The following is a 25,235-nucleotide window of genomic DNA, read 5'->3' on the forward strand; positions in this document are numbered from 1 at the left end:
TTCTATATGAAATTGCCAACGTAGGGAAGACAAACCGACAGTCTTCAAATAAATCCCAATATAAAAGGAGGCTGTTTCCAGCCCCCTTGTTGTAGCCTCACTATTATTTCGCTACGCTTGTCTTCATTTCCTTCCGAATCTCTTCAATCCCCTGCTTGAGTTGATTATCATTTTTCGGATCACGGATTTTCTCAATCAGCTTGGCTTCCATCGCTGCTGCTGTCTTCGCATCAATGATGCCGCTAGCCGTCAGCTTCGCTTGTTTTTGGAAAGCAATAACAGAGCTTTCAGTTACTTTGTCAAAATAGCCATCCTCGCGACCTGGTTTGTAACCCAAGCCTTGCAGAATGATTTGTGCATTTTTCACATCACTACTATTCATATTGTATTTCAAGGACTTTTCCTTGTTCAACGGTGCTGCTGTAAAGTACTCAGGCTGTTCCACCGCAATATTCGGCTTAATCCCTTTTTTATGAATCCACGTTCCATTTGGCGTTAACCATTTGGCAATCGTGATTTTGAGCAGGCTACCGTCACCCATTTGCTTGTCATAGCTGGTTTGTACAGTACCTTTACCAAAGGAATTTTCCCCGATCAACACAGCACCTGCTGATTGCTGGAGAGCACCTGCCAGAATTTCGGACGCACTTGCGCTACCTTTATTCATTAGCAAAGTCACAGGGTAATTTTTGCGTGAACCTTTGGATTTCTCTTCTTCACGCTTCTGATTCTTGTCTTCCACTTGTACAATCGTTTTGCCGGAAGGTACAAATTGCTGCGCAATCTCAATGACGACGGAAAGCACGCCACCTGGGTTATTACGCACGTCAATGACGAGTCCTTTAAGCCCTCGTTTCTCCAGCTTGGCTAACTCTTCCTTGAAGCGTTCTGCCGTATTTAAGGAGAACTGGGTGATCGTAATGACACCTACACCACCGCTTTCCATATGAGCCGTTACAGTTTCCATATCAATGTTGTCACGGGTAATCGTGTATTCGAGCGGATCAGGAGAACCACTGCGCTGAATTTTGACTTTCGCCTGACTGCCTTTAGGTCCACGGATTTTGGAAACGGCCTTGTTTAGATCCAATCCGTCCAGTGTTTCACCATTAACAGACAAAATAATATCCTTAGAGCGTAACCCTGCCTTTTCAGCCGGAGAGCCTTTAATTGGCGTGACTACAACTACTTTCCCATTTTCGGTAGCTACTTCGGCTCCGATCCCGGTAAAAGAACCTTCAATGGATTGCTCGAATTGTTGGGCAGTTTCTTTACCCATATAAGAGGAATACGGGTCACCGAGCGACTCCATCATACCATTGATGGCGCCATCCACCAGCTTGGTACGATCCACATCCTGATAATATTGTCCCTGAATCAGGTCCATCGCCGTCTCGATTTTGCGGATATCACTTCTGGAGGTAGAATTGCTACCTGTCACACTCGCCAGCAGTCCTTCGCCCAGAGCGCTGTTCCCTACTGTAGTCGTTCCAGTATAGGCAAAAGTGAGCAGACTGCCGCCAAGCAGCCCGATCACCATCAAGAGTATCGCTGTACTTTTTTTCAACATCTAATCGTCCACCGCCTTCTCATTATCTTGTATCCTATTGCCTTACAACGCATGTCCATCCACGAAGTATACGTCTAGCTTGTACGGAATATGTTAATTGTATCCTACTCCGTGTCGCAATGCACATGTTCTTCATCGGATATTAACCATTACAGCAAAGCCCTATCTACAACCGTAATGGCTATAAATAGGGCTTACCTTATCTACTATAAATAGTTCATCGGATTTACAGGTTTGTTATTTTCGCGCACCTCAAAATGACAGTGAGGTCCTGTGGAATTGCCTGTCGAACCAACTTCTGCAATTTTTTGACCCCGTTTCACAGTCTGCCCGGTATGAACCACCGTACCGCCATTGCGAATGTGTCCGTATAGGGTCCATAGCCCGTCTCCATGGTCAATCACAACCGTGTTTCCATAGCCACTCCACCATTCTGCAACAATGACAACACCGTCTTCTGCTGCATGAATATCGGTTCCCTGCGGAGCCGCCATATCTATACCGGTATGGCCTTTAAGCTTGCCGGTAATCGGATGCACCCGCATACCAAAAGTAGATGAGAGTCGGTAATGGGATACAGGTAAAGCCAACGTGCCTGATCCACCTGTATACGTACTGGCTGCCGCATGGCTGGAATTCGAGGCGGCGCCTGACGAGGAAGATGCATACCGTTTGGCTTCAGCCGCACGTGCAGCCGCTCTAGCGCGTGCTGCTTTGGCAGCCTGCTCCGCTCTGAGCTTGTTCTTCTCCTGCACCAGACCCACACGTTTGTTAGCGAGTGCTACCAGCATGTCATTTTGCTCTTCGCTGATTTCATCTGACTCAGCTATATCATGATCATAATTGGAAATCAGTCTTTGCTTCTCTTTCTCTTTCGAATTCAGTTCTGCTTTGGCGTCCTGCTTGAGCGCATACAGCTTCTTGGCATTTTTATATTCCGTGTCCAGCTGTTTCTTCTTGCTTACGACCAGAGCCTTGTCCTTCTTATGCTCGTCCAACAAAATTTGATCCTGCTCCACGATCGTTTTCAGGGAATCTACCCGGCTGAGAAAGTCACTAAAACTGGATGAAGACATAAGCACGTCCATATATGAAACCGTTCCATCCGTATACATCAAACGCACACGAGTTTCCAGCATTTTTTCCCGTGACTGGATACGATCAATGGCCTCAGCTAAATCTTTTTTGGTCGCACGCAGATTATCTTCCGTTTGATCAATCTGAACCGCAACACGAGTCAGCTGATCACTGACGCTGTTAATCTGGGCAAGCACAATTTTCAGGTTTTGCACGGTTTTATTTTTGTAATGTTGGGCATACTGTTTATCTTGAGCAGCCTTTTCCTGTTGTTGCTTGGCAGATTGGGCCTGCTTTTCCAATTTGTTCAGCTGCGAATTGATTTCACTCATGCTTTTGGCATATCCGTCAGAAGGCTGGATTAGCAATGCGGCTACCAAGGTAGCGGCCAACACAGATCCTGTTTTTTTCAACTTGCACTCCCCATCCTTTATCGCAAAATAACACCGGGCTTCCCCGTACTAATTGATATCGACCACGACGTCCAACCAGCGCTTCTTATACTTTTAAGAACTTGCGCATGGATAGGGTACTGCCAACAATTCCGACCAGCATCCCCAAAATAATCAGCAATGCACTCAACTGAATCCAAATGCCTTCAAGTGGCATAAGCTTCAACATATTCAGAGCTATATCACCCTGTACGGCTGTGAGCAAACGCTGATAGCCAGTAAATAAAATACCTACGGTAATCAAGGAACCAATGAGACCGATAAGCGCACCTTCGATAAAAAACGGCCAGCGTATAAAAAAGTTGGTCGCACCGACCAGCTTCATAATGCCAATCTCTCTGCGTCGTGCCAATATGGTCACTCGAATCGTATTCGAGATAAGGAACATGGACATGATCGCCAGTCCGGCGACGAATATAAAGCCTACATTACGAATGAGCTTCGTAATCGTAAAGAGTGTCTCTACGGTGCCTTTTCCATAACGAACCTTTAAAATCGGCTTCTCTGGATGCAACGTATTCAGCTTCTCAATCTTTTCGGCCACAAATGGAACCGTTGTTGGTTCAATAACTTCTACTACAATTTTGTCCGGTAACGGATTGCTGTCCTTATCAAAACCCTCCAGCAGCTCCTTGCCACTGTCTCCCAGATCTTTGCGCAGCTCCTCCAAACCCTGAGCTTTAGTCACAAAGGTCGTTTTGCTGATTTCCGGCATCGCCGCAATTTCCTTTTGCAGTGTTTCGCGCATGTTCTGCTCTACATTTAGCTCCAGAAATACGTTAACCTCCACCTGACTATCTGCCTGATCAGCCAGGGAATTGACGTTGAGCACCAGCATGATAAATACGCCCAATATAAGTAATGACACAATAATCGAGGTGACGGATGCCACGGACATCCAGCCATTGCGGAATATGTTTTTGAAACCTTCCCGCACATGACGTAAGAAGGTATTAAAAGTCATATCCGTACTCCCCTCTTACCTGATCCCTTACGATGTTGCCATTTTCAATGGCAATCACACGTTTACGCATGGAGTTCACGATGTCCTTATTGTGGGTCGCCATTACAATAGTCGTGCCCCGAAAATTAATTTCGTCCAGCAACTGCATGATCTCCCACGATGTTTCGGGGTCCAGATTTCCCGTAGGTTCATCGGCAATGATCACGGAAGGATTGTTTACGATGGCCCGTGCAATCGCTACACGCTGTTGCTCCCCACCGGAAAGCTGGGCAGGCTCGCGATTCATTTTTGTTTTCAAGCCAACCAGTTCAAGCACTTCTGGTACCCGTTTGCGAATCAGCTTCTTGGGAGCTTCAATAACTTCCATAGCAAAAGCCACATTCTCATAAGCCGTCAAACGCGGCAAAAGCCGGAAATCCTGAAAAATGACTCCGATGTTACGACGAACGTAGGGGATTTTACGCTGCTTGAGCTTCCCGATATTAAAACCATTGACTGAAATTTGCCCCTTGGTAGGTACTTCTTCTCTATAAATAAGCTTCATAAAAGTCGATTTCCCCGCTCCAGACGGGCCGACTACGTATACAAATTCATTACGGTCAATTCTGACCGATACTCCTTGAAGTGCGTGGGTTCCGTTAGTATAGGTCTTCCACACATCCTGCATTTCAATCACTCGATCACTTCCCGTTGCTTAATCATATTACGCATAACCTAATATCCATTCGACATATTCCATGCATTTCCTTTAAAAACTTCTCTATTTCATCATACCGTTTATCATTGTAACAAATTTGTTACCTAAATAGTACCGAAAGTTTTCTGCTTTTGGCACATATATATGAATATTATGGCACACGAGTACGCTATCAAGCTTATCAGACAGGAGACATCTGCATTATGAAAAAAATTCATTTATCTGTCATTTGGATATGGTCTAGTGTTCTGGCGCTGGCCATGTTGTGGGGAGGACTTCATCTGTACGCCGACAGACAAACGTTACCGGAGGGAGTGAGGGTCGGAGAAATTAACGTAGGAAGCATGGATCACACAGCCGCTCTTCGGCTTGTGGATAAAAAATTGGATGCATTGAAGCAACGTCCACTGCTTCTGACGGACAGTGACAGCAGTGCACAGGATATAAAAATTACACTCGGGGAAGCAGGAATTCATTATAAAGCGGAGGCATTTCGGAATGCCGTGAAGGCACTCAGCTCGGAGCATCTATGGACTCGTGTGCAGACACGTTTTAGCTTCGAGAAGGAATGGTCTATCACATCTTTCCGACAGGAGGAGATATTAAGGGCCCAATTCGGAGCCGATTGGGAGGAGCAACGATATGGCATGCCTATCAATGCTGTGCGACAGATTGACGGGAATGATCAGGTTCGTTATATTCCGGGGCGCTCTGCCCGACGCCTAGATTGGCCCAGATTGGACGCCGCACTAGATAAGGCGCTGCCCAAGGATTTTACCGCTTCGGAAGAGCCCGTACGAGTGGAATTACCTTTCCGTCAGCTGGAACCGAAAATTTCGGTGGACAGTCTACGCAACGAAGGGATTGAGCGCAAAATTGTCCAGTTCTCCACCAGTCTCGGCAGTAGCTCGGAAGGACGCGTCTATAACGTTAATTCAGCGGCAAGCACCGTTGATGGTTTAATTCTCAAGCCGGGTGACATTTTTGACTACGGCCATTTGATTACCAAGGCTGAGCGCACTCATGGCTTTCGTGAAGCTCCAGTAATCGTGAACGGTCGGTTGGAGTCCGGCATAGGCGGCGGGATTTGTCAGGTATCCAGCACGGTGTATAATGCAGCACTGCGAGTCGGTTTGGACATTCTCGAGCGCCGCAACCATTCTTTGCCAGTCAGCTACCTGCCCAAAGGTCAGGATGCGACTTTTGCTACAGGGTCCATTAATTTTCGTTTTAGAAACAATACAGGCAAGCATTTACTACTTCGTGCGGCTGTCCAAAACCGAACGCTTACTGTTAAATTTTTCGGTACATTTCCGTCCAATATTTCGTATGAACTGGAATCCCATACGGTTCGCGTACTTCCCATACCGGAGAAAAGACTCCGTAATGACTCACTTTCCCCCGGCTTCTATCAAGTACTTCGGCAGGGCAAAGAAGGGTATGTGGTAGAAACATTTCGAGTGAAAAAGGTAGATGGGAAAGCCGTCGAGCGCACCCGAATCAGCCGCGATACGTACCGAGCGCAGCAACGCATTATAGCTAGTTATGGCGGTGGCACATCGTCTGAGCCACAAACACGTGAACCCGAGAAGTCTATTGTCGAGGACGGTATAAGCGAATAAACGAAAAATCCCCCTTCCACTGTCGGCTGGACTTGTTCCAGACAGAGTGAAAGGGGGATTTTAGCTATAAATTACTCGCTGCGTTTACCCAAAACAGAAATTTCTACAGGCTCACTTTCATTGCCGTCTGCATCTTTAGCTTTGATTACCAGTCTAACCGTTGCTTTTTGAGTAAGCACACTGATACTAAATGTGCCGTCATCTTTGGCTACTGCACTACCGATAGGCAGATCGTTGGAATAGGCAGTAACTGTGGAACCTGCTTTAGCTGTCCCCGTAATTGTACCTTCTCCATCATACACATTGTTGACTTTCAGTGTACTCGAAGCAGCATCCGCTTCAGCGGCTGTGTCTGTAGTGTTATCTGTAGTCGTATCGGTATTTGTAGTTGTCTCTGTTGTTGTAGAGTTATCCGTAGTAGTCGTAGTCGTGTTGTCTGTGCTTGTACTTGTGCTGCTATCTTCTGTTCCGCTGCCAGAAGTAGTCGACGTGTTACCATAAGTGGAATCTGTCACGTTGCTGTATGTGGAATCCGTTACCGTTCCACCAGGAGTCGTCGTCAGATTATCAACAGGGCTCAGATTGTAGCCGGAAGCAGCGTCCAGAATAGCAATTGCCTCTGCACGAGTCAGCGACTTCAGTGGCTGAAATTTACCATCCGGATAACCGTTGATGATTTTTTGCTCCGCAGCTGCCGCTACACTTTTCTTTGCCCAAGATCCAATTTTGTCGGAGTCAATAAATTTAGTAACATCTGCTGCGTTACCCGCAGTGAGTCCAATAGCTTTGCCTACGATAGCCGCAGCCTCTTGACGTGTTACCTTACCATTTGGTTTGAGCTTGTTATCTGCATAGCCGCTTATGTAACCTGCATTCACGGCACTTGTCAGCTCGTTGTATGCCCAGTGAGAAGCTGGTACATCTGTGAACTTTCTGCCTCCATTACCGTTTACTTTTACACTGTCCGCATACGTTACGTCTGTCACAGCTGGAGTATCCTGCGTGAACGTACCCAAGCTACGGTTCAGAAGAACGATAAATTCTGCACGTGTGATCGCCGCATCCGGTTTCACAGCTGCATTCAATTGTCCTGTAGCCGTCCAGCGTTCCACCTGATCTCCTGCCCAATGACCATTTGTAGTTTGCGGAGCCGCTGCCGCTGCGCTGAATGCGCTAAGAATAAGACCTGTACTTAATACACCCGTAACTGTGTTTCTTAACTTTTTCCCCATGCTATAAATTCCTCCTCTGATTGGATTCATCAATCTTTTTTAAACACTTTACCAGAAATCAAACCCAAATAACCCCCAAATTAAAAAAATCGTCCCATATAACCACAAGCCCTCCTATTGTAGGATAAACAAGATACGGGACTTAATGCCTAGTCATCCACTTGGATATGTATATTTAGACAGGCTAAGGTATACTGAATGAATACTCGGTCATATGCTGGAACACCGCAATAAGGTCACAAAACCCTAGGAAAAGAGGTCTTCTTATGGCTCTTATTCAATGTCAGTTTTATTCGGAAGTTCTTGGCCTGAGCACATCCATGCATGTTATTCTTCCTCAGGCAACCCGTTCGCAAATTGGACTTGAGGGCAAGCAAGGAACCGGGCCACATCCAACGCTGTATTTGCTGCATGGCCTGTCGGACGATGATTCAACCTGGTTGCGTCGAACCTCCATTGAACGCTATGTCGCCTCATTGGGCCTAGCTGTCGTCATGCCCCAGGTACATCGAAGTTTCTATACGAATATGGAGCAAGGAGCGGCTTATTGGACCTTTATCAGTGAAGAATTGCCGTCTTTGGCACGTTCATTCTTTCCTCTGTCCGACAAGCGTGAAGACAATTTTGTAGCCGGGCTTTCTATGGGTGGATATGGTGCTTTCAAACTGGCACTCCAGCATCCAGAGCGTTTTGCAGCCGCTGCCAGCCTTTCGGGAGTCATGGATTTACACGCATCACGCACCGATCCTATGCAAAATGCGATGAGTCCAGCGGAATGGCTTAACATTTTTGGTCCAGATGAAATACGCGGAACAGATCACGACTTGCTGGAACTGTTACAACGTCATGCTACCTTGGGGACCTCGCTTCCCCGGCTTTACCAATTTTGCGGCACGGAGGATTTCCTATATAAGGGAAATCAGACTTTCCGTGAAACATGTAATACTGCCGGAGTTCCGCTGACCTACGAAGAAGGTCCTGGGGCTCATGAATGGGGATACTGGGACACCAAAATTCAGGATGTACTGGCGTGGCTACCACTCAAAGAGCACTAAACAGGTTAAAAAAATCCCCGCAGCTTCCCTCATCGCACCATGGCGAAGGGAGTAGGCTCAGGGGATTTGTTATGGACATTAGGGGTTTGTCGTGATCTCCGTCGAGGGAGATGCTTTAGTTAGTGACTTGGGTAGCACCTTGTACAAGCGCCACTCACCGTTAAACTCACGTTCAAGCTGGACCCATGGAGCACCTTTTTCATACAAATTCGGATATACCATATTGATTTTACTCAGTGGCATGCCTGACATAATCTTAGGTACAAGGATATAATCCACATGGTTGTCCTGCGGATAACTTAATGCCTTATTGAACGAATAATCGCTGGTGATCAGGAAGCGTTTGGGATATTGGCTGTAGACAATCATGGTGTAGGCTGAAGCCGAATCGGTCATAATAGTAGACTTCGGCAGATACTCATCCAACCAAACGGCAATCTTACGATCCGACTCCTGTCTCACATAGTTCACATTACCTGTCCGTGTGAGAAAGCTGTTCTCATCCGGTGCAATATCCGGGCGAGTCAAGGCATAGGAAAGTAATCCAGCGGTAAGCAGCAGACTGACGGACACTAGGCCAAAGGCTGCCCTCCGCCATCGTCCCTGAAGCTGGCTCAGCTCATAGGGCAACCAGGCTACGGTAATTGGGAACACGTACATAAAATAACGAAACCATCCATACGAAGATTGCTTCATCATGAGTAAAAACTGCAACCCCGGCACTGATAGGAACAGCAGCAAAATAATCAGTGTTCCCCATCGGAACAAGCGTCCACTCAACAGACGAATGATCAGAATAGCCAACAACGGTACCGAATACCAGAGTGTTTTGGAGGCGATAAATTTTAAGGCCACCAGCGGATTGGAGAAAATCTCTACAAACTTATCATCATTTAGTAGCTCTGCCGATTGGGCCGTGTTCGAATACTCCGAATTCAGGAAATACAGGGCATTCCCCATAATGAGATAGTTAAAGAAAATCCACAACAGCCCGGAGAAGACCACAGGGAGCAGAAGCAGTAACCAAGTTGCTTCGACCTTGTGCAGTTTTTCTCGCAAGGCCAGCTCGCGTCTGCCCATGTTTCGATGGAGAAACAGAACCGCCAAGACCACGCCACCTGCCATTGCCACGCCCAGAGGAACCGCTTCATAGCGAGTCCAGAACGCCATGGCAAGCGCTAATCCAGAAACAATCAGACTTGCCGTCATACGATCCTTGAGCCACAATGCAAACTCAATCACCGTCATCATAATGAAGTATATGTATAGCGAATCGCTCAGCCCGTTGGCACCAAACAGTAAAATAAACGGATTCAGTGCATACAACAGTGCCAGCATGATGCTCATCCCTGAGCTAAGCCCTGTTCTGACCCCCGCCCGATACAGCAACATAGCGGTCAAAGCGGCAAAGGTAGCACTAAGAATGATAGCAGCCAATCCATAGGTGGCTAATGCCGGAAAGATTGGATACAGCAGTAGAATCACCATTTCCAGAAGACTGGGTAATGGATTCCAGATAAATCCGATTGCGCCCAGATGCGGGTCACGGCTGTACAACACATAAAATGCATTAGCTACGCGACTGAGCGCGTCTGTGTGCATATATCCCAGAACATAGCTGAAATAGATGCCCGCAGACAGCTCCAATGCAAGTATAAATACAAACAGACCTATAGCCATCCATCTGCTTGCAGACCATTTGCGAAAGGACATTCCTCTCGTTCCCCCTCAAACTTCTTGCGGTGATACAGCTGTAGCCTGCTCACACCCTACAGCTGTATTCTTCCCTCCGCTACGATACACTAAAATATAATAATTATTTCGATTCTTCATGCTCTATTTTGTACAGTCGCCACTGCCCGTCAAAGTCATGTACCAGTGAGGCCCACGACGCTCCCTTTTCGAACAAATCAGGATAGCTCCGGTTTACCTGATCCAGCGGTACCCCATCCACCAAGCGCGTGACCAAGACATAATCCACCTTGGAAGCAGGCAGATCCATTAAAGATTCCCCAAAATCATAATCACTCGTAATCATAAACTTCTTCGGAATTTTGCTGCTCAAAATGATCGGATAGGCTGCATAAGAATCAGTCAAAATGAGAGATGAACCATAATACTCATCCAGCCACGGCGCTATTTTCCGCTCAATAATTTGACGTTCGTAGCTTTCATTACCACTATGCGTCAAATAGCTGTGTTCATCTGCTGCAATCGCGGGGTTCGTCAGTGCGTAGGATAACAAGCCTGCTGTTACCAACATTCCTGCTGTTACCAGTGAGATTCCGATCCCCCTCATTTTTCTTTTCAATAAACTTAGCTCATATGGCAACCAAGCTACCGTAATCGGGAATACATACATAAAATATCGGAACCAGCCAAAAGAAGACTGCATGAGCATCAGCAAAAGCTGAAGTCCTGGCACCGATAAAAAAATGGCCAGTAGCGTTAACGTACTCCAACTCAACAGACGTTTGTCCAACAATCGTATGAGCAAAATGGCAATCAACGGAGCAGCATACCATAAGGTTCGTTGCCCGATGAACTTTAGCATCAGCACAGGGTGGGCGAACATGGCCACAAAGCGTTGATCCTCCAACAAAGCCGCGGATTGTGTGGAATTGGAATATTGCGAGCGTAAAAAGTAAAGCGGATCGCCCATGATAATCCAGTTAAAAAAGAGCCACAGCAGACCGGAAAAGACAAGTGGCAACAACAATAGAAGCCATGTCGCTTCCACCTTGTACAGGCGCTCTTTTAAAGACAATTCCGTTCTAACCCTTTCTCTGTTTGTACGCCACCGATGCAGAAAAAAGATCGTCAGCAATACACCCAAAGCCATCGCAACGCCAAGCGGGACCGCTTCATAGCGTACCCAAAATGCCAGTGCAAGCGCAAAACCGGATACGATCAAATTCGCCGCCTTGCGATCCTTCAACCACATACAAAATCGACTCACTGTCAACAGGATGAAAAAGATATATGGCGAGTCACTTAAGCCGTTGAAGCCAAACAGAAACATAAATGGATTCAGTGAAAATAAGAGCGCAATCAGCAAACTGGTTGCACCGTGAAGCCCCAACTGTTTGCCCGTCGCATACAATAATGCCGCGCTCGCCCCTGCAAACAGGCTGCTCACAATTACTGCCGCCAGCCCGTGGGAAGCGAGTACTGGAAATAAAGGATAAAACAACAGCACGATCAGTTCCATCAAACTGGGCAGCGGATTCCATACAAACCCGATAGCACCCAAGTGTGGATCACGACTGTATAGCACATAAAATGCATTAGCCACTCGACTGAGCGCATCGGTATGCATATAGCCAAGATGCCATGCAAAATACACACCCACCGCCAGTTCAAGAGCAGCAATAAAAGCAAACAATGACAGCAATTTTCCGTGTTTTCTTAAAATCATGAAACCTCTTTCTGACGCTGTTGCGGAACGGAGAAGATCCAGTAGCGGTTCCAGAAATAATTATGAACAGGCACGATGATGGTAGTTAGTACTTCACCGATCAGATACGACCAACCGATCCAGTGAATGGTCACGTACATCAGAGCGGCATTTAAGAGCATGCCACAGGTACAGACCAATAAATATTTAAGAAACTGGGTGCGGCTTCCCTCGCCGGTAGGCTCGAACGTCCAGTTTCGGTTCAGCACATACGAAACGAGCAATGTAACCACGAATCCGATTGTAGTAGCCGTTACTGCTGGTACCGTAAACAGCTCCACCAGCAGCACAAGCACACCAACATGGATACCTGTACCCAGCAACCCCACAATACCGTATTTAATGATTGGATACTTTAGATATGAACGTCTGATCATGTTGATTAAACTCCCTATCCACCCACAATCGGTCAGCATTCGCCCGTTTATCTGCTATCAGATAGCGAGGCCTAGCTTTGACTTCGTGATATATGGCGGCAATATATTCTCCTACCACTCCAATCGACAGCATGAGTACACTGCCAATAATCAAGAGCAGCAAAATCACAGTGGTAAAACCGGTCACAGCGTCACCCGTTAATTTACGCATTAAGGTCTGAATCCCCAATACGACTGAAATCAGCATAAAAATGAGGCCCATCAGACTTACTACCCGCAACGGTACTGTCGAAAACGAAACGATCGCTTCCGCTGCCAGTCGAATCAGCCCTAACGGACTCCAGCGGCTTGGCCCCTCTTCGCGTGGAGCCACCCGGAATGAAATCTGGGTTTTACGGAAACCGAGCCAGGCCGTCATTCCGCGGAAAAACGGCATCCGTTCTGGCATCGCCATCCAGGCATCCACCACTCTTCGATCCAGTAGCTTATAATCGGAGGCATCCTTGAGATTAAAGCCCGTCAAGCGGTTCAGGGTCGCGTAGAACAATGAAGCACCGAGCTTTTTGCCCACCGACTCTTCTCCCCGGAATTCTTTTACACATTCGACCAAATCATAACCTTCATTTTGCCATAAACGTACCATTTCTCCAATCATTTCAGGAGGATGCTGCAAATCACCGTCCATGACAATGATTGCATCGCCAGAGGCATTTTCCAGACCTGCGCACAATGCCAGCTCCTTACCGAAGTTCCGACTCAGCCGGAGCGCGAGCAAAGAGGGCATACGACGGGACAATTCGGACAGCTTAAGCCACGTATCGTCCTTGGAACCATCATCTACAATGATGAGCTCATAACGTGAGGTGACAACAGACAGTACCCCATCAATTACCTTAAGTGAACGCTCGAGATGCGAGCTTTCATTGTACATGGGAATGACGACGGATAAAAAAGGTGTTTTTGTCTCCATTCTTGCTCCTTCTTTCTTCATATTCAGGAGGACTGTGCCGGAGTATCATCCAAATCGTGCATATCGGTCAGACCATGGGTGGTCTTCTCCCAATAGAACGGCTTGGTAATGAGCTGCCAAGCTGCTTTCACCGCAGCTATACTCATAAGTACCCAATATAACGGCGAGAGTAGCCCATATTTGACCATCGCGTATGAAAATGTTCGTTCACCGCGCTCTTCCAGTTCCCCGATGACCCAATACATGCCGGCCACATTACTGAATACGAACAGAAAGTTACCGATATAAAATTCCGCGCTGGCCAGGTAATACACATAACCCGGGAATAGCTTGGGAATAAAGGACAGCTCCCAGCCAAACCATAAAATAAGCAACCCCCAAAAAATCGGATTCAGCAACGGCAACATCGGAGTTGCCAGAATCATCACCTGAAAGCCGAAAAAGCCTTTCCAGCCCACTTCACGCACCAGCTTAACCGGATTGCGCATATGAACCAACCACGTCTGCATATATCCCTTGATCCAGCGTGACCGCTGACGAATCCAGTTGCCCACGCGGCTGTTAGCTTCCTCCCATGTGCGGGAATCGACAATAGCAGTTTTGTAGCCGCCTTTATACAAACGTATGCCCAGATCGGCATCCTCGGTTACATTGTAGGGGTCCCACGCATTAATATCTTTTAATACAGATACCCGAAAATGATTGGATGTGCCGCCTAACGGAATTGGGGTATCTAACTGCATAATACCCGGCAGCAGTAGCTCGAACCACATACTGTATTCTTGAGTGAACCAGCGGGTCAGCAAATTTTGTGTACTATTAAAGTAGTTGAGCTTCGCTTGAATACACGCATAATGCTCAGGGAGTGAATCGAAAGCTGCAATGACCTTTTTAAGCTGATCAGCGTCGGGACGATCTTCAGCATCGTAAATCACGACAAATTCGCCACGTGCCCGAATCAGTCCATAATTACATGCCTTCGGCTTGGTTTTTGGCAAACCGTCTGGAACGACCAGTGTCGTGTAATAGGCCGGCAGCTTCATTTCTCGAAGTAGCTCGATCGTCTCAATGTCATCCTCTTCAATCAGCAGCCGCACATCCAGCTTGGACTTTGGATAATCCAGCTGCTCCAAATTCCGCAACAACATCGGAAGTACGCCCGCTTCCTTATACATAGGTACCAGAATGGTATAGATCGGCAGTTTCTTTTCATCCATGGCGTCAACCTCTTCCTTCGTGAAACGAAGCTGCGCCCCACGCCGGGAACCGAGATAAATAATGCCAAATTTAAATAGCGTCATCGCAAAATAAAACAGCTGAATCATCATATTGATGATCAACACCGTTTTCCAACTGTTCCACAAGAGGCCGAGCAGTGTAATCATACCCATGGCCGCGAACACCCAAAGTTGTCCCTTTGTAAAAGTCGTCCGCGCCGAATTGTGCGGTTCTTTTTCCAACAGCCCGGTCGTGCTCTCCTGCATCATTTCTTCACCGTAGATTTTACCCCAGAGCTGCTCCATCTCTTCCTTCGTAGCAAGCACCTGCTCTACCGGCATACCCAAAATTTCTTCCAGCTTCAAGCGTCGCTCTTCTGGCAGTGGATCGCTGACCGCCACAATATAACGGTTCATATATTGATGGATGACGACCACGCCATAAGCCATTGCCACTTGCTCGGGTAGTTTGTACGCCGCATCCAGCGCGAGCTCCTCGCCAATACGCCCGATTCGGTTCTGTGTAGCAATCGCGCGGTACAAATCCGCAGGTTCCAGCATTTGCAATGACAGCAAGATGTCGCCCAGCAGCCCGCCGCTCTTCGCCTGGAACTCCAGTGCACGCTCCAGTTGTTCCGGTAATATATAGCCGGAACGAACCAGCATATCGCCTAGGCGCTCTTTGGACTCGTCGCCGCCAACCTGTTCCTGGAGCTGCTCGGCTGTAATGAAGCCCATTTCTACAAGAATATCGCCCAGCCTGCCACCGTAACGCTTCTGGTTGCGGATGGCATCTGTCAGCTGATCGCGGGTGATCATCCCGTTCTCCACCAGTTGATCGCCCAGACGGGCCTTGCCGTTTCGTCCGCTCTGCGTACCTCTTGCTGCCTTTTCGCCTTCCGTACCAGGGATACTGGAAGCAGCGCCCATAGCCGTTCCTGCCGCTACCTGTTCCTGCCCAGATGCATATTGGACTTGAGCCTCCTGCACCTGTCCATCCTGTAACCCTTCATCCAGCAATTGTTCCACAGCTGCTGCTGTATCATTGGCGTTCTGTATCGCCTGGATACGAAGTTCTGTATCCTGAAGTCGCCGTTCCAACTCTTCGATATGAAAATCAAGCTTGTATAGCACCGGGGCCTGCTCTGACCGCTGGGCCTCTAGCTGTTGTTGCAGTTGTTCGATTCGCTGACGCTCTTCTTTTATTCTTCTCTTGGTTTGGCGAATTGAAACTCCTCCAACCTGCCACCTAAGCTTGTCACCCATGAATTCCCGCCCTTTCAATCCAGCGCCGCTCTTCCGCAAGCGCATCCGCAAGCAGCTGCTTTAACTCCGCATCCCGCTGCTTTTTCCGTTCCAGCGCCGCGTGGAAAAGTTCCCGCTCCTCACGCAGTAACTCCTCCGCTTGCACCCGTTCCTCATGCAATGAAGATATCAGTTGATCGGCTTCAGAAGCGCGATAACCGATCCAAGCGCTCTTTAACTGACGCGCCGTCCTTTTAGTTCTCATAATACCTCCCTGGATCATCCCGACTCTGCCTTCTGCTACGTCGCTACTTTAAAGCTTTTACTTGCCGTTCTCCCGAAACCAGGACATACCTCTCTTCTCATTCAAACCCTTCATTTACACATTTATGAAATTCGCCTGAGCAAAAGAGCCCCTAGTAACTTGACATTTATTTATTGAATATAGTTCTTGCCCTATTGAATTGGTAATTCAATGAAAAACTTAGTGCTATTCTACCATAATCATGGTAGACGTAGTATACAAAAATGTAAATTCTAGAAACTTTCACACTAATGTATTAATAGGTATTTGGAACTACAAATTAATGCCCCAAAAAGCACAAAAGACACCGCGAACGGTGCCTTTGAAACCTAAATTGCTAATTCCTTAAAATTTGATTTTACACAGCATCCCGCTACTGTGCAAGACAATAATATCTTTCTTTACTGATTATTTTTTCGGGTTGTGCCCTTCAAACCATGCTGATGTATTCGCCAAGATCTGTTCACTGCGCCCAATGGCTGCCTGTACCTGCCCGGTAGCAGTTCCTCCATATACATTCCGTGCATTCACTACCGCTTCTGGTTGAAGTACCTCATAGATACGCTCGTCAAACAGATCCGAAAACTGCTGGAATTCGTCCAGTGTCAGATCAAGCAAGTATTTTCCATGCTGGATGCAATACAGTACGGTTTTGCCAATGACCTCATGCGCCTGACGGAACGGAAGCCCTTTGCCGACCAAGAAGTCCGCAATATCCGTTGCGTTGGAAAAATCCTGATTGACCGCTTGACGCATACGATCCTTGTTCACCTTCATCGTGGCGATCATCGGTGCGAACAGTTGCAAGGCTCCTTCCAGCGTGGCAACGGTATCGAACATCCCTTCCTTGTCCTCCTGCATATCCTTGTTGTATGCCAGCGGCAAGGATTTCAATACAGTCAACAAGCCCACCAGGTTTCCATAGACACGTCCGGTTTTACCACGTACCAGCTCTGGTACGTCCGGGTTTTTCTTCTGCGGCATAATGCTGCTGCCTGTACAAAAAGCATCGTCCAGCTCGACAAAACCAAACTCCGTGCTACTCCATAGCACCAATTCTTCGCTCAGACGAGACAAATGCGTCATAATCAGCGAGGCGCCAGCCAGGAACTCTACGATAAAATCCCGGTCGCTGACGGCATCGAGGCTATTTTCATATACACCATCAAATCCTAGCTGCTCGGCTACAAAGTGACGGTCGATCGGAAAAGTGGTCCCGGCCAAAGCGCCAGCACCGAGCGGCAACACATTAATCCGCTTGTAGCTGTCTTTGAGTCGGTCAATATCACGCTCCAGCATAGACACATACGCCAGCAGATGATGTGCAAATAAAATAGGCTGTGCACGCTGCAAGTGTGTGTATCCAGGTACAATCGTGTCCAGATTATCCTTTGCCTGGCCGATTAATGCAGCTTGTACGTCATGCAGCATACCCACCAGCGATACCACACGTCCTCGCAAGTACAAGTGCATATCCGTTGCTACCTGATCGTTACGGCTGCGCCCAGTGTGTAGTTTCCCCCCGACCGGACCAATGGCCTCAATTAGATTTTTTTCAATATTCATGTGAATATCCTCATCCGAAACAGAAAATTCAATTTCCCCACGGCGGATACGCTCCAGGACCGTGTGCAGTCCTTCCTTGATCGTGTCTGCATCCTCCTGCGGAATAATTCCGCATTTCCCCAGCATGGCCACATGAGCCAAACTGCCTTGAATATCTTCTTCCGCCAACGCCTGATCAAACCCGATAGAAGCCGTATATTCCTCTACCAGCTTGTTCGTTTGCTTCGTAAACCGTCCGCCCCATAGCTTACTCATTGCATGATCCCCTCTCTGCAATACAAGCCGCCCTCGTCGTTTGGACAAGAACGGCCCGCATCCCGTACATTTTTTTAGGTTACATCGTTATTTATGATTTTGTGTTACGCCCGTGTTGACCTTCAAACGCAGAGCATTCAAGCGGATAAAGCCTGTTGCATCACCTTGATCGTAGGCTTGTGTCGGATCGGCTTCCATGGTCGCAATATCCGGGTTGTACAAGCTAACCGGACTTTTAACGCCTGCACCGATAATGTTGCCTTTGTACAGCTTCACGCGCACGGTACCACTGACATTTTTCTGACTCTCATGAACCAGAGCCTGCAAAGCGACACGTTCCGGTGCGAACCAGAAACCGTTGTAAACCAAGGTAGCATAACGGGTAATCAGACTATCACGCAGATTCATAACCTCGCGATCCATCGTGATAGATTCCATTTTACGGTGAGCTGTGAACAGGATCGTACCGCCCGGCGTCTCATAGACACCCCGACTCTTCATACCAACAAAACGGTTCTCCACCATATCCACACGTCCGATACCATGCTTGCCGCCCAGCTCATTCAGTTTTTCCATCACTTGCAGTGGATTTAGCTGCTCTCCGTTCAAAGCGACGCAGTTACCTGCTTCAAATTCCAACTCCAAATATTCTGCTTCATCAGGAGCGTCCTCAGGCGCGTTGCTGAGCAAGAACATTTCTTTATTTTCAGGAGCACTAGGATCAAACCAAGGGTCCTCCAGCACGCCGCTTTCATAGCTGATATGCAGCAGATTACGGTCCATGGAGTATGGCTTGGCTGCAGAAGCAGTTACCGGAATGTCGTGTTTTTCCGCATAGGCAATCATTTCTGCACGGCCCGGGAACTGATTGCGGAACTCTTCCAGCCGCCAAGGTGCGATCACCTTGATATCCGGCGTCAACGCTGCCGCGTTCAGCTCGAAGCGTACCTGATCGTTACCTTTGCCTGTTGCCCCGTGAGCAATGGCTGTTGCTCCCTCGGCAATCGCAATATCGACCATCCGCTTAGCGATCAATGGACGTGCAATACTCGTTCCGAGCAAATATTGTCCTTCATATAAAGCACCCGCCTGGAACATCGGATAGATAAAATCCTTGGCGAATTCATCACGCAGATCATCAATGTACACTTTGGAAGCCCCCGTAGCGAGTGCTTTTTCCTCCAAACCGTCCAGTTCTTCCTTTTGACCAATATCTGCGGTGAATGCGATGATTTCAGCATCATAAGTTTCTTTGAGCCATTTCAGAATGACCGACGTATCCAGACCGCCGGAATATGCGAGTACGATTTTTTCTTTTGCCATTGTTGAAGTCCTCCCCGATTGCTTACCTTTATCTTCTTTACCTATCAATACCTATCAATCTTATGCCATTAAAGCAACTAGCAGCGCTTTTTGCGCATGCAGACGATTCTCCGCTTCATCAAAGATGACCGAATTCGGACCATCGATTACGCCTGCGCTCACTTCTTCTCCACGATGCGCTGGGAGACAGTGCAGGAATAAATAATCCGGCTTCGCCAGCTTGACCAGCTCCTCATTCACCTGGAAGTCGGCAAAAGCAAGCTCCCGCTCCTTCTGCTCTTCCTCAAACCCCATGCTCGCCCACACATCTGTGTAGATCGCATCCGCATCTTGTACTGCTTCCTGCGGACTTTGGGTTATAACGATCTCACTACCTGTCTGTTTGGCAATTTCACGGGAAGCTGCGACCACACTCGGGTCCGGCTCGTATCCAACTGGACTTGCAATGGACACATGCACTCCAAGCTTTGCTCCCCCAATCAAGAGGGAATGAGCCATATTGTTACCGTCTCCGATGTAAGCTAATTTGAGCCCTTTTAGCTTACCCTTTTGCTCATACAAGGTTTGATAATCAGCTAGCACTTGGCACGGATGCGCCAAATCACTCAATCCATTGATCACAGGAACGGACGCATAACGTGCCAACTCTACCACATTATCGTGCCCAAAGGTACGAATCATAATGCCATCCAGATAACGTGACATGACTTGAGCCATGTCGCTAATCGGTTCGCCGCGTCCCAGTTGAATGTCATTTTTGCTGAGGAAAAGGGCATGCCCGCCCAATTGATACATACCGACTTCGAAAGATACCCGTGTACGTGTAGAGGATTTTTCGAAAATCAGTCCGAGCGTTTTCCCTTTTAGCGGCTGATAGGTTTCCCCGTTTTTGTGCTTACGCTTAATTTCAATGGCGAGATCAATTAAATACTGGATTTCCTCTGGAGAGTAATCGTCCAGCTCCAGGAAGTCCCGTCCTTTCAAATTCATCTGTTGCAGTGCGCCGCTCTGGCTCATGCTATCGTCTCCTTTTACATTATAGTCTAGGATGATTTGGCCTTTACACTAAGCCACATGCTCCCGAATCAACTCAGCAATCAAGGTTACAGCCTGATCTATTTCGTCTTTCGTTACATACAAGTTAGGCAACAGACGAATCACGTTTGGTCCTGCTGTAATGAACAGAATGCCCTTCTTCTGTCCTGCCAAAACAAGCTCCGCTATCGGTTCCGCACACTCAATACCGACCATCAGACCTTTTCCACGGATATCCTTTACAAAAGGGCTATCTCCAAGTTGCTTTTGCAGACTATGGAAAAGGTAATCTCCCATCTCAGCTGCACGTTCTGGTAGCTTGTCATCAATAATCGTTTCAATAGTAGCTTGAACCGCTGCCATAGCAAGTGGCGTACCTCCAAAGGTAGAACCGTGACTGCCCGCTGTGAACGCTTCACGCAAATATCCTTTGCCTAGCATCGCACCCACAGAGAAACCACTGCCCAGCCCTTTCGCCAATGTAAAGATATCCGGCTCTATACCATAATGCTCAAAGGAAAACAGTTTGCCCGTTCGTCCCATACCTGTTTGTACCTCGTCAATGATCAGCAGCAAACCATGCTCGCGGCACAGCTTTGTAATCACATCTACGAAAGCAGGGTCTACCGGATACATGCCACCTTCGGCCTGCACCATTTCCAGCATAATTGCCGCCGTATGCTCACTGATGGCTGCTTCAAGCGCCGTCTGATCATGAAGCGGAACACTTTTGAACCCGGCGGGAAGCGGTAAAAAGCCCTCTTTAACTTTGTCCTGACCCGTAGCGGTCAAGGTCGCCAGCGTCCGTCCGTGAAAGGATTGCGTGAACGTAATGATTTCGTAGCGACCGGTCTGCTTTACCTTCTGGTGGTAACGACGTGCCAGCTTAATTGCAGCTTCGTTAGCTTCGGCCCCGCTGTTGCAGAAAAAAACGGCATCTGCGCTGCTATTGGCTGTCAGCAAGGCAGCAGCCCGTTCTTGCCCCGGAATATGAAACAGATTGGATACATGCCACAATTCATCGATCTGTTTTTTCAATCGTTCAGCTACTGCTTGAGGCGCATGGCCGAGATTGGTAACGGCAATGCCTGACATGAAATCCAGATAACGCTTGCCCTGATCGTCCCACAGCCAGCTTCCTTGTCCTTTCACCAGTGTAAGCGGATATCTTGCGTAGGTTGGAAAAAGGGAGCTTTCTGTCTGCGCTTTTGCCGACACCTTTTCCGTTTGCACTCCGCTTCCATCCGTACTTGGCATTTCCTCGCTCACCAGCGTATTCGGTTCCTTACTCATTATGTTCACGCTCCTTTATCGTTTGGTTATATAGGTCGAGCTATATATTGCAATTACTGCATACGCACGATGCGTGTTCCAATCGATTCTCCGCCCAGCACACGGCTTAGTACCTGCGGTTCGCTACCGTTCACAATGACGACTTCCTTCACTTTGCCATGGATACAGGCAATAGCCGCTCTCACTTTCGGGATCATACCACCGTATATTTCACCTGTGCTGATCATATCCTCAATCTCCTGTACGGTGATAGAGTCCAACACCTTCTTTTCTCCGCCATACTTCTTCAATATGCCTGGTACATCTGTAACGACGATCATCCGACTGACCCCCAGATGAGAGGCTACCGCACCCGCCGCTGTATCTGCATTAATGTTGTAACGCTGACCAGATCGATCAATCCCGATGGGTGCAATAACAGGCATATAGTCCATATCCAGGATACCTGTGATAATCGAGGCTTGAACGGATGTTACCTCTCCGACCCAACCGACCTCTGCGGCATTCGACACAGGCTTGGCTTCGATTAAATAGCCATCACTGCCTGACAACCCCAACGCTCGGCCCCCATGCATCCCTATTCTACGTACAATCTGCTTGTTAATGCTGCCCGCCAGCACCATTTCCACGACATCTAGCACGGGTTCGGTCGTTTTGCGTAATCCATGAATAAACTCTGTTTCAATCCCCAGCTTCGCCAAGTTGTTGGAAATCGCAGGGCCACCGCCATGTACAATAACAGGTTGAAGACCTTCCGACTGCAAACGCGCCAAATCTTCAAAAAAGGAATCAGGTAACGCAGCCAGCGTACTTCCTCCGCATTTCATCACAAAATTACGACGTGCCACTCCCGCATGATTCGCTTGATCCGCGTGTTCCACTGCCGATTGCATATCATCGCTCCTTTTCTTCTCTGCATATCCGTGCAATTTTCAAATGATGCTGGACTTACTCAATCCGTATTTTATTCTGGTATCTATGTCCGATAAGCAGCGTTAATCCGCACATAATCATAGGTTAGGTCACAGCCCCATGCTGTAGCGGTTCCGTTCCCGTGATGCAAATCAACAATAATCTGCACCGTATCTCCCCGCAAATAGGCTAGCGCCTCTTCTTCATCAAAAGCGACCGGACTTGATTGGCTTAGCACAACAATATCACCCAAGCGAATATCTACCATATCTGGATTAACTGGCTCTCCAGCACGTCCTACAGCCGCAATAATCCGTCCCCAATTCGCATCTGCTCCGAAGACGGCTGACTTGACCAGACTGGACCCAACCACCGTCTTGGCTATCGCTTGAGCGGACGCATCGCTTACCGCTCCGCTTACAGACACCTCTACTAGCTTCGTAGCACCCTCTCCATCGCGAGCAATTGCCTTCGCCAGTTCTCGACAGATATAGGTGAACGCCTCGGCAAAAGCGTCCCAATCGGGATGCCCTACGTGCAGTTCACGGTTGCCAGCCAGTCCGCTCGCCATGGCGATTAGCATATCGTTCGTGCTCGTATCCCCATCCACCGTAATCATATTAAAGCTGGTATCCGTTGCCTGCTTTAATAGTTGATGAAGCGCCGTCTGTCCGATCGCTGCATCACAGGTCATAAAAGCGAGCATTGTTGCCATATTCGGATGTATCATACCCGAGCCCTTGGCCGCCCCGGCGATGTGTATGGTCACACCGTCCACTTCAATCGCCACACACGCTTCCTTTTTAACTAAATCCGTCGTCAGAATGGCTTGCGTAAATTGCTCTGCTCCATCGTTTGCCCCGTTCATACGGTCAGGTAAGGAAGATATACCGCCAAGCACGCAATCCATTTTCAAATGCTCGCCGATCACGCCTGTCGAGGCGACGGCTACATTGCTCTCAGCAACACCCAGTTCATGAGCCGCAGCCGAACGCATAGCGTAGGCATCCTGCTCTCCTTGTTGTCCCGTGCAGGCATTGGCGTTTCCGCTGTTCACCACTACTGCCTGCAATCGACCATCTGCCAAGCTCTCGCGGGTCACCTTCAGCGGTGCAGCCTGAAACACATTGGTGGTGTACACCGCAGCAGCTGTCGCTTCTACCTCGCAACGAATCGCGCCCATATCGTTACGGTTCGAATTTTTCAGTCCGCAGTGTAATCCCCCGGCTGTAAAGCCACGCGGAGTTACGATGTTGCCTCCGTTTACTACTGTAAACTCTACTTTGCCCATAATTATGTGCCCTCGTTCGCAACATATTCGATGAATGACAGCTGCCTGTATTCGAAATTCCGCTCGCTGACGTTTTTCGTATCCATGTTGCGGTTACTTGCTACTTACGGATATACCGGTATGAAGCCCAGCCCGAGGTTCTCCTCCCATCCCATCATCAAATTTAAATTCTGAATCGCCTGTCCAGCGGCACCCTTCACAACATTATCAATGACGGAAATAATCGTAAGGCGCCCGGTTCGAGCATCTGCTGCAAAACCGATGTCGCAGTAATTCGAACCCAATACTTCCTTCGTTGCTGGCCATATACCTTCGCCACGTACACGGACAAAAGGATGCCCTTTATAATAATCCCGGTATAACCCGATAAGATCCTGATCTGTATGGTCACCCTTCAGCGTGACATAAATTGTACTCATAATTCCTCGGGTCATGGGAACAAGTTGTGTTGTAAACGTAATCGTAACGTCCTCGCCCGCAATATCACCCAGTACCTGTTCGATCTCAGGGATATGCTGGTGCTTATTCACCTTATAAGCCTTAAAATTCTCGTTCATTTCCGCATAATGCGAAACGAGGCTTGTTCCCCTACCTGAGCCGGATACCCCGGATTTGGCATCTACAATCAGCGACCGATGGTCAATCCAATCCGCTTTCAGCGCAGGAATAATGCCCAGCAATGTTGCGGTCGGATAACAGCCTGGATTAGAAATAAAAGAAACGCCCGCCAGCTTTTCTGCATACACCTCACTGAGTCCGTATACCGCTTGCTTGAGATACTCGGGTGAAGCCGCAGGCTTTTTATACCATTCTTCATACGTTTCCCCGCTTCGAAGCCTGAAGTCCCCGGAAAGGTCAATGACCTTCAGTCCGGCATCAAGAAGCTGCGGCACTAACTTGGTACTAACGCCCGATGGCGTAGCAGTGAAAACCAGATCGGCCTTGGCAGCAATCTCGTGGACTTCGACACCGTCCAAATCCTGTACCACAATGTCCGTCAGATGTGGAAACCCGTCACTGATTGGGACACCCGCGCTGGATGAAGAAATAACAGATACAATCTCTACTTGCGGATGATGAACCAAAAAACGAATCAGCTCCACCCCGCCATACCCGGTGGAACCGACAATTGCCACTTTTAACTTGCTGCTCACAGACCTTCCTCCATTCCGTTCCTATGAAATATGTATTATTATACGACTCTATTCATATAAATACAACACCTCATGTCATGTTATTCCTCTAAATTTAAAATATGCGCTCTTACCTATTCTTTTGACGGGCAGGCTGTACGGGCTATAATAAAGGAAATAAAAAATAG

Annotated in this window: 20 protein-coding genes; 2 read left to right on the forward strand and 18 right to left on the reverse strand. The window is 48.0% G+C overall.

Annotated elements, in window-relative coordinates; all coding sequences use genetic code 11:
- Window positions 1-103: 103 nt before the first annotated feature.
- The 4 genes from T3H97_RS23425 to ftsE all read right to left on the reverse strand — a co-directional run bounded on the left by T3H97_RS23425 (window position 104) and on the right by ftsE (window position 4,739).
- Window positions 104-1,570: a S41 family peptidase gene (locus T3H97_RS23425; RefSeq protein WP_328801006.1), complete on the reverse strand. Its 1,467-nt coding sequence runs from the start codon at window positions 1,568-1,570 to the stop codon at window positions 104-106.
- A gap of 206 nt (window positions 1,571-1,776) precedes the next feature.
- Window positions 1,777-3,060, reverse strand: a complete 1,284-nt coding sequence (locus T3H97_RS23430; protein ID WP_328801007.1) for a peptidoglycan DD-metalloendopeptidase family protein — start codon at window positions 3,058-3,060, stop codon at window positions 1,777-1,779.
- 85 nt (window positions 3,061-3,145) lie between these two features.
- Complete coding sequence (gene ftsX, locus T3H97_RS23435; RefSeq protein ID WP_013312238.1) at window positions 3,146-4,063, reverse strand: permease-like cell division protein FtsX; 918 nt, start codon at window positions 4,061-4,063, stop codon at window positions 3,146-3,148.
- Window positions 4,053-4,739, reverse strand: a complete 687-nt coding sequence (gene ftsE / locus T3H97_RS23440) for a cell division ATP-binding protein FtsE (RefSeq protein ID WP_023990620.1) — start codon at window positions 4,737-4,739, stop codon at window positions 4,053-4,055. The genes ftsX and ftsE overlap by 11 nt, the downstream gene beginning before the upstream one ends.
- A 224-nt stretch (window positions 4,740-4,963) precedes the next feature.
- Between ftsE and T3H97_RS23445 the strand changes: the two genes are divergently transcribed.
- Window positions 4,964-6,382 (forward strand): VanW family protein, encoded by a 1,419-nt coding sequence (locus T3H97_RS23445; protein WP_328801008.1) that lies wholly within the window; start codon window positions 4,964-4,966, stop codon window positions 6,380-6,382.
- Window positions 6,383-6,453: 71 nt separating this feature from the next.
- Here T3H97_RS23445 and T3H97_RS23450 read toward each other — a convergent pair whose 3' ends face one another.
- Window positions 6,454-7,614: an S-layer homology domain-containing protein gene (locus tag T3H97_RS23450; RefSeq protein WP_328801009.1), complete on the reverse strand. Its 1,161-nt coding sequence runs from the start codon at window positions 7,612-7,614 to the stop codon at window positions 6,454-6,456.
- 266 nt (window positions 7,615-7,880) lie between these two features.
- On the opposite strand from T3H97_RS23450, the gene T3H97_RS23455 reads away from it, so the two are divergent.
- Entirely contained in the window at window positions 7,881-8,669 is a 789-nt protein-coding gene (locus T3H97_RS23455; protein ID WP_328801010.1) for an alpha/beta hydrolase, read from the forward strand.
- Between the two features lie 78 nt (window positions 8,670-8,747).
- Here the strand turns inward: T3H97_RS23455 and T3H97_RS23460 are convergent, their stop codons facing one another.
- From T3H97_RS23460 to argC, 13 genes are all read right to left on the reverse strand, one after another.
- Window positions 8,748-10,382, reverse strand: coding sequence for a glycosyltransferase family 39 protein (locus tag T3H97_RS23460; protein ID WP_328801011.1), 1,635 nt, complete (start codon window positions 10,380-10,382; stop codon window positions 8,748-8,750).
- Between the two features lie 103 nt (window positions 10,383-10,485).
- Window positions 10,486-12,087: an ArnT family glycosyltransferase gene (locus T3H97_RS23465; protein WP_328801012.1), complete on the reverse strand. Its 1,602-nt coding sequence runs from the start codon at window positions 12,085-12,087 to the stop codon at window positions 10,486-10,488.
- Window positions 12,084-12,503, reverse strand: coding sequence for a GtrA family protein (locus T3H97_RS23470; protein WP_328801013.1), 420 nt, complete (start codon window positions 12,501-12,503; stop codon window positions 12,084-12,086). The genes T3H97_RS23465 and T3H97_RS23470 overlap by 4 nt, the downstream gene beginning before the upstream one ends.
- Window positions 12,466-13,473: a glycosyltransferase family 2 protein gene (locus tag T3H97_RS23475; RefSeq protein WP_025721702.1), complete on the reverse strand. Its 1,008-nt coding sequence runs from the start codon at window positions 13,471-13,473 to the stop codon at window positions 12,466-12,468. Before T3H97_RS23475 ends, T3H97_RS23470 begins: the two co-directional genes overlap by 38 nt.
- Before the next feature lie 23 nt (window positions 13,474-13,496).
- Complete coding sequence (locus T3H97_RS23480; protein ID WP_328801014.1) at window positions 13,497-15,956, reverse strand: cyclic di-GMP-binding domain-containing protein, MshE-related; 2,460 nt, start codon at window positions 15,954-15,956, stop codon at window positions 13,497-13,499.
- Window positions 15,949-16,200, reverse strand: coding sequence for a hypothetical protein (locus tag T3H97_RS23485; RefSeq protein ID WP_069292030.1), 252 nt, complete (start codon window positions 16,198-16,200; stop codon window positions 15,949-15,951). The genes T3H97_RS23480 and T3H97_RS23485 overlap by 8 nt, the downstream gene beginning before the upstream one ends.
- Window positions 16,201-16,647: 447 nt before the next feature.
- Complete coding sequence (gene argH, locus T3H97_RS23490; RefSeq protein ID WP_328801015.1) at window positions 16,648-18,060, reverse strand: argininosuccinate lyase; 1,413 nt, start codon at window positions 18,058-18,060, stop codon at window positions 16,648-16,650.
- A gap of 87 nt (window positions 18,061-18,147) precedes the next feature.
- Window positions 18,148-19,383 (reverse strand): argininosuccinate synthase, encoded by a 1,236-nt coding sequence (locus T3H97_RS23495; protein WP_328801016.1) that lies wholly within the window; start codon window positions 19,381-19,383, stop codon window positions 18,148-18,150.
- A 60-nt stretch (window positions 19,384-19,443) separates the two neighbouring features.
- Window positions 19,444-20,400 (reverse strand): ornithine carbamoyltransferase, encoded by a 957-nt coding sequence (argF, locus tag T3H97_RS23500; RefSeq protein ID WP_103047454.1) that lies wholly within the window; start codon window positions 20,398-20,400, stop codon window positions 19,444-19,446.
- Between the two features lie 48 nt (window positions 20,401-20,448).
- Complete coding sequence (locus tag T3H97_RS23505) at window positions 20,449-21,711, reverse strand: acetylornithine transaminase (RefSeq protein WP_328801017.1); 1,263 nt, start codon at window positions 21,709-21,711, stop codon at window positions 20,449-20,451.
- Between the two features lie 53 nt (window positions 21,712-21,764).
- Window positions 21,765-22,604, reverse strand: coding sequence for an acetylglutamate kinase (gene argB, locus T3H97_RS23510; RefSeq protein ID WP_328801018.1), 840 nt, complete (start codon window positions 22,602-22,604; stop codon window positions 21,765-21,767).
- Window positions 22,605-22,687: 83 nt separating this feature from the next.
- Window positions 22,688-23,914 carry a bifunctional glutamate N-acetyltransferase/amino-acid acetyltransferase ArgJ gene (gene argJ / locus T3H97_RS23515; RefSeq protein ID WP_328801019.1) on the reverse strand — a complete coding sequence of 409 codons (1,227 nt, stop codon included), beginning with the start codon at window positions 23,912-23,914 and terminating at the stop codon, window positions 22,688-22,690.
- 104 nt (window positions 23,915-24,018) lie between these two features.
- Entirely contained in the window at window positions 24,019-25,068 is a 1,050-nt protein-coding gene (gene argC, locus T3H97_RS23520) for an N-acetyl-gamma-glutamyl-phosphate reductase (RefSeq protein WP_328801020.1), read from the reverse strand.
- Window positions 25,069-25,235: the final 167 nt, after the last annotated feature.

It is taken from the genome of Paenibacillus sp. LX16, from assembly GCF_036252815.1.
GTDB classification, from domain to species: Bacteria; Bacillota; Bacilli; order Paenibacillales; family Paenibacillaceae; genus Paenibacillus; species Paenibacillus polymyxa_B.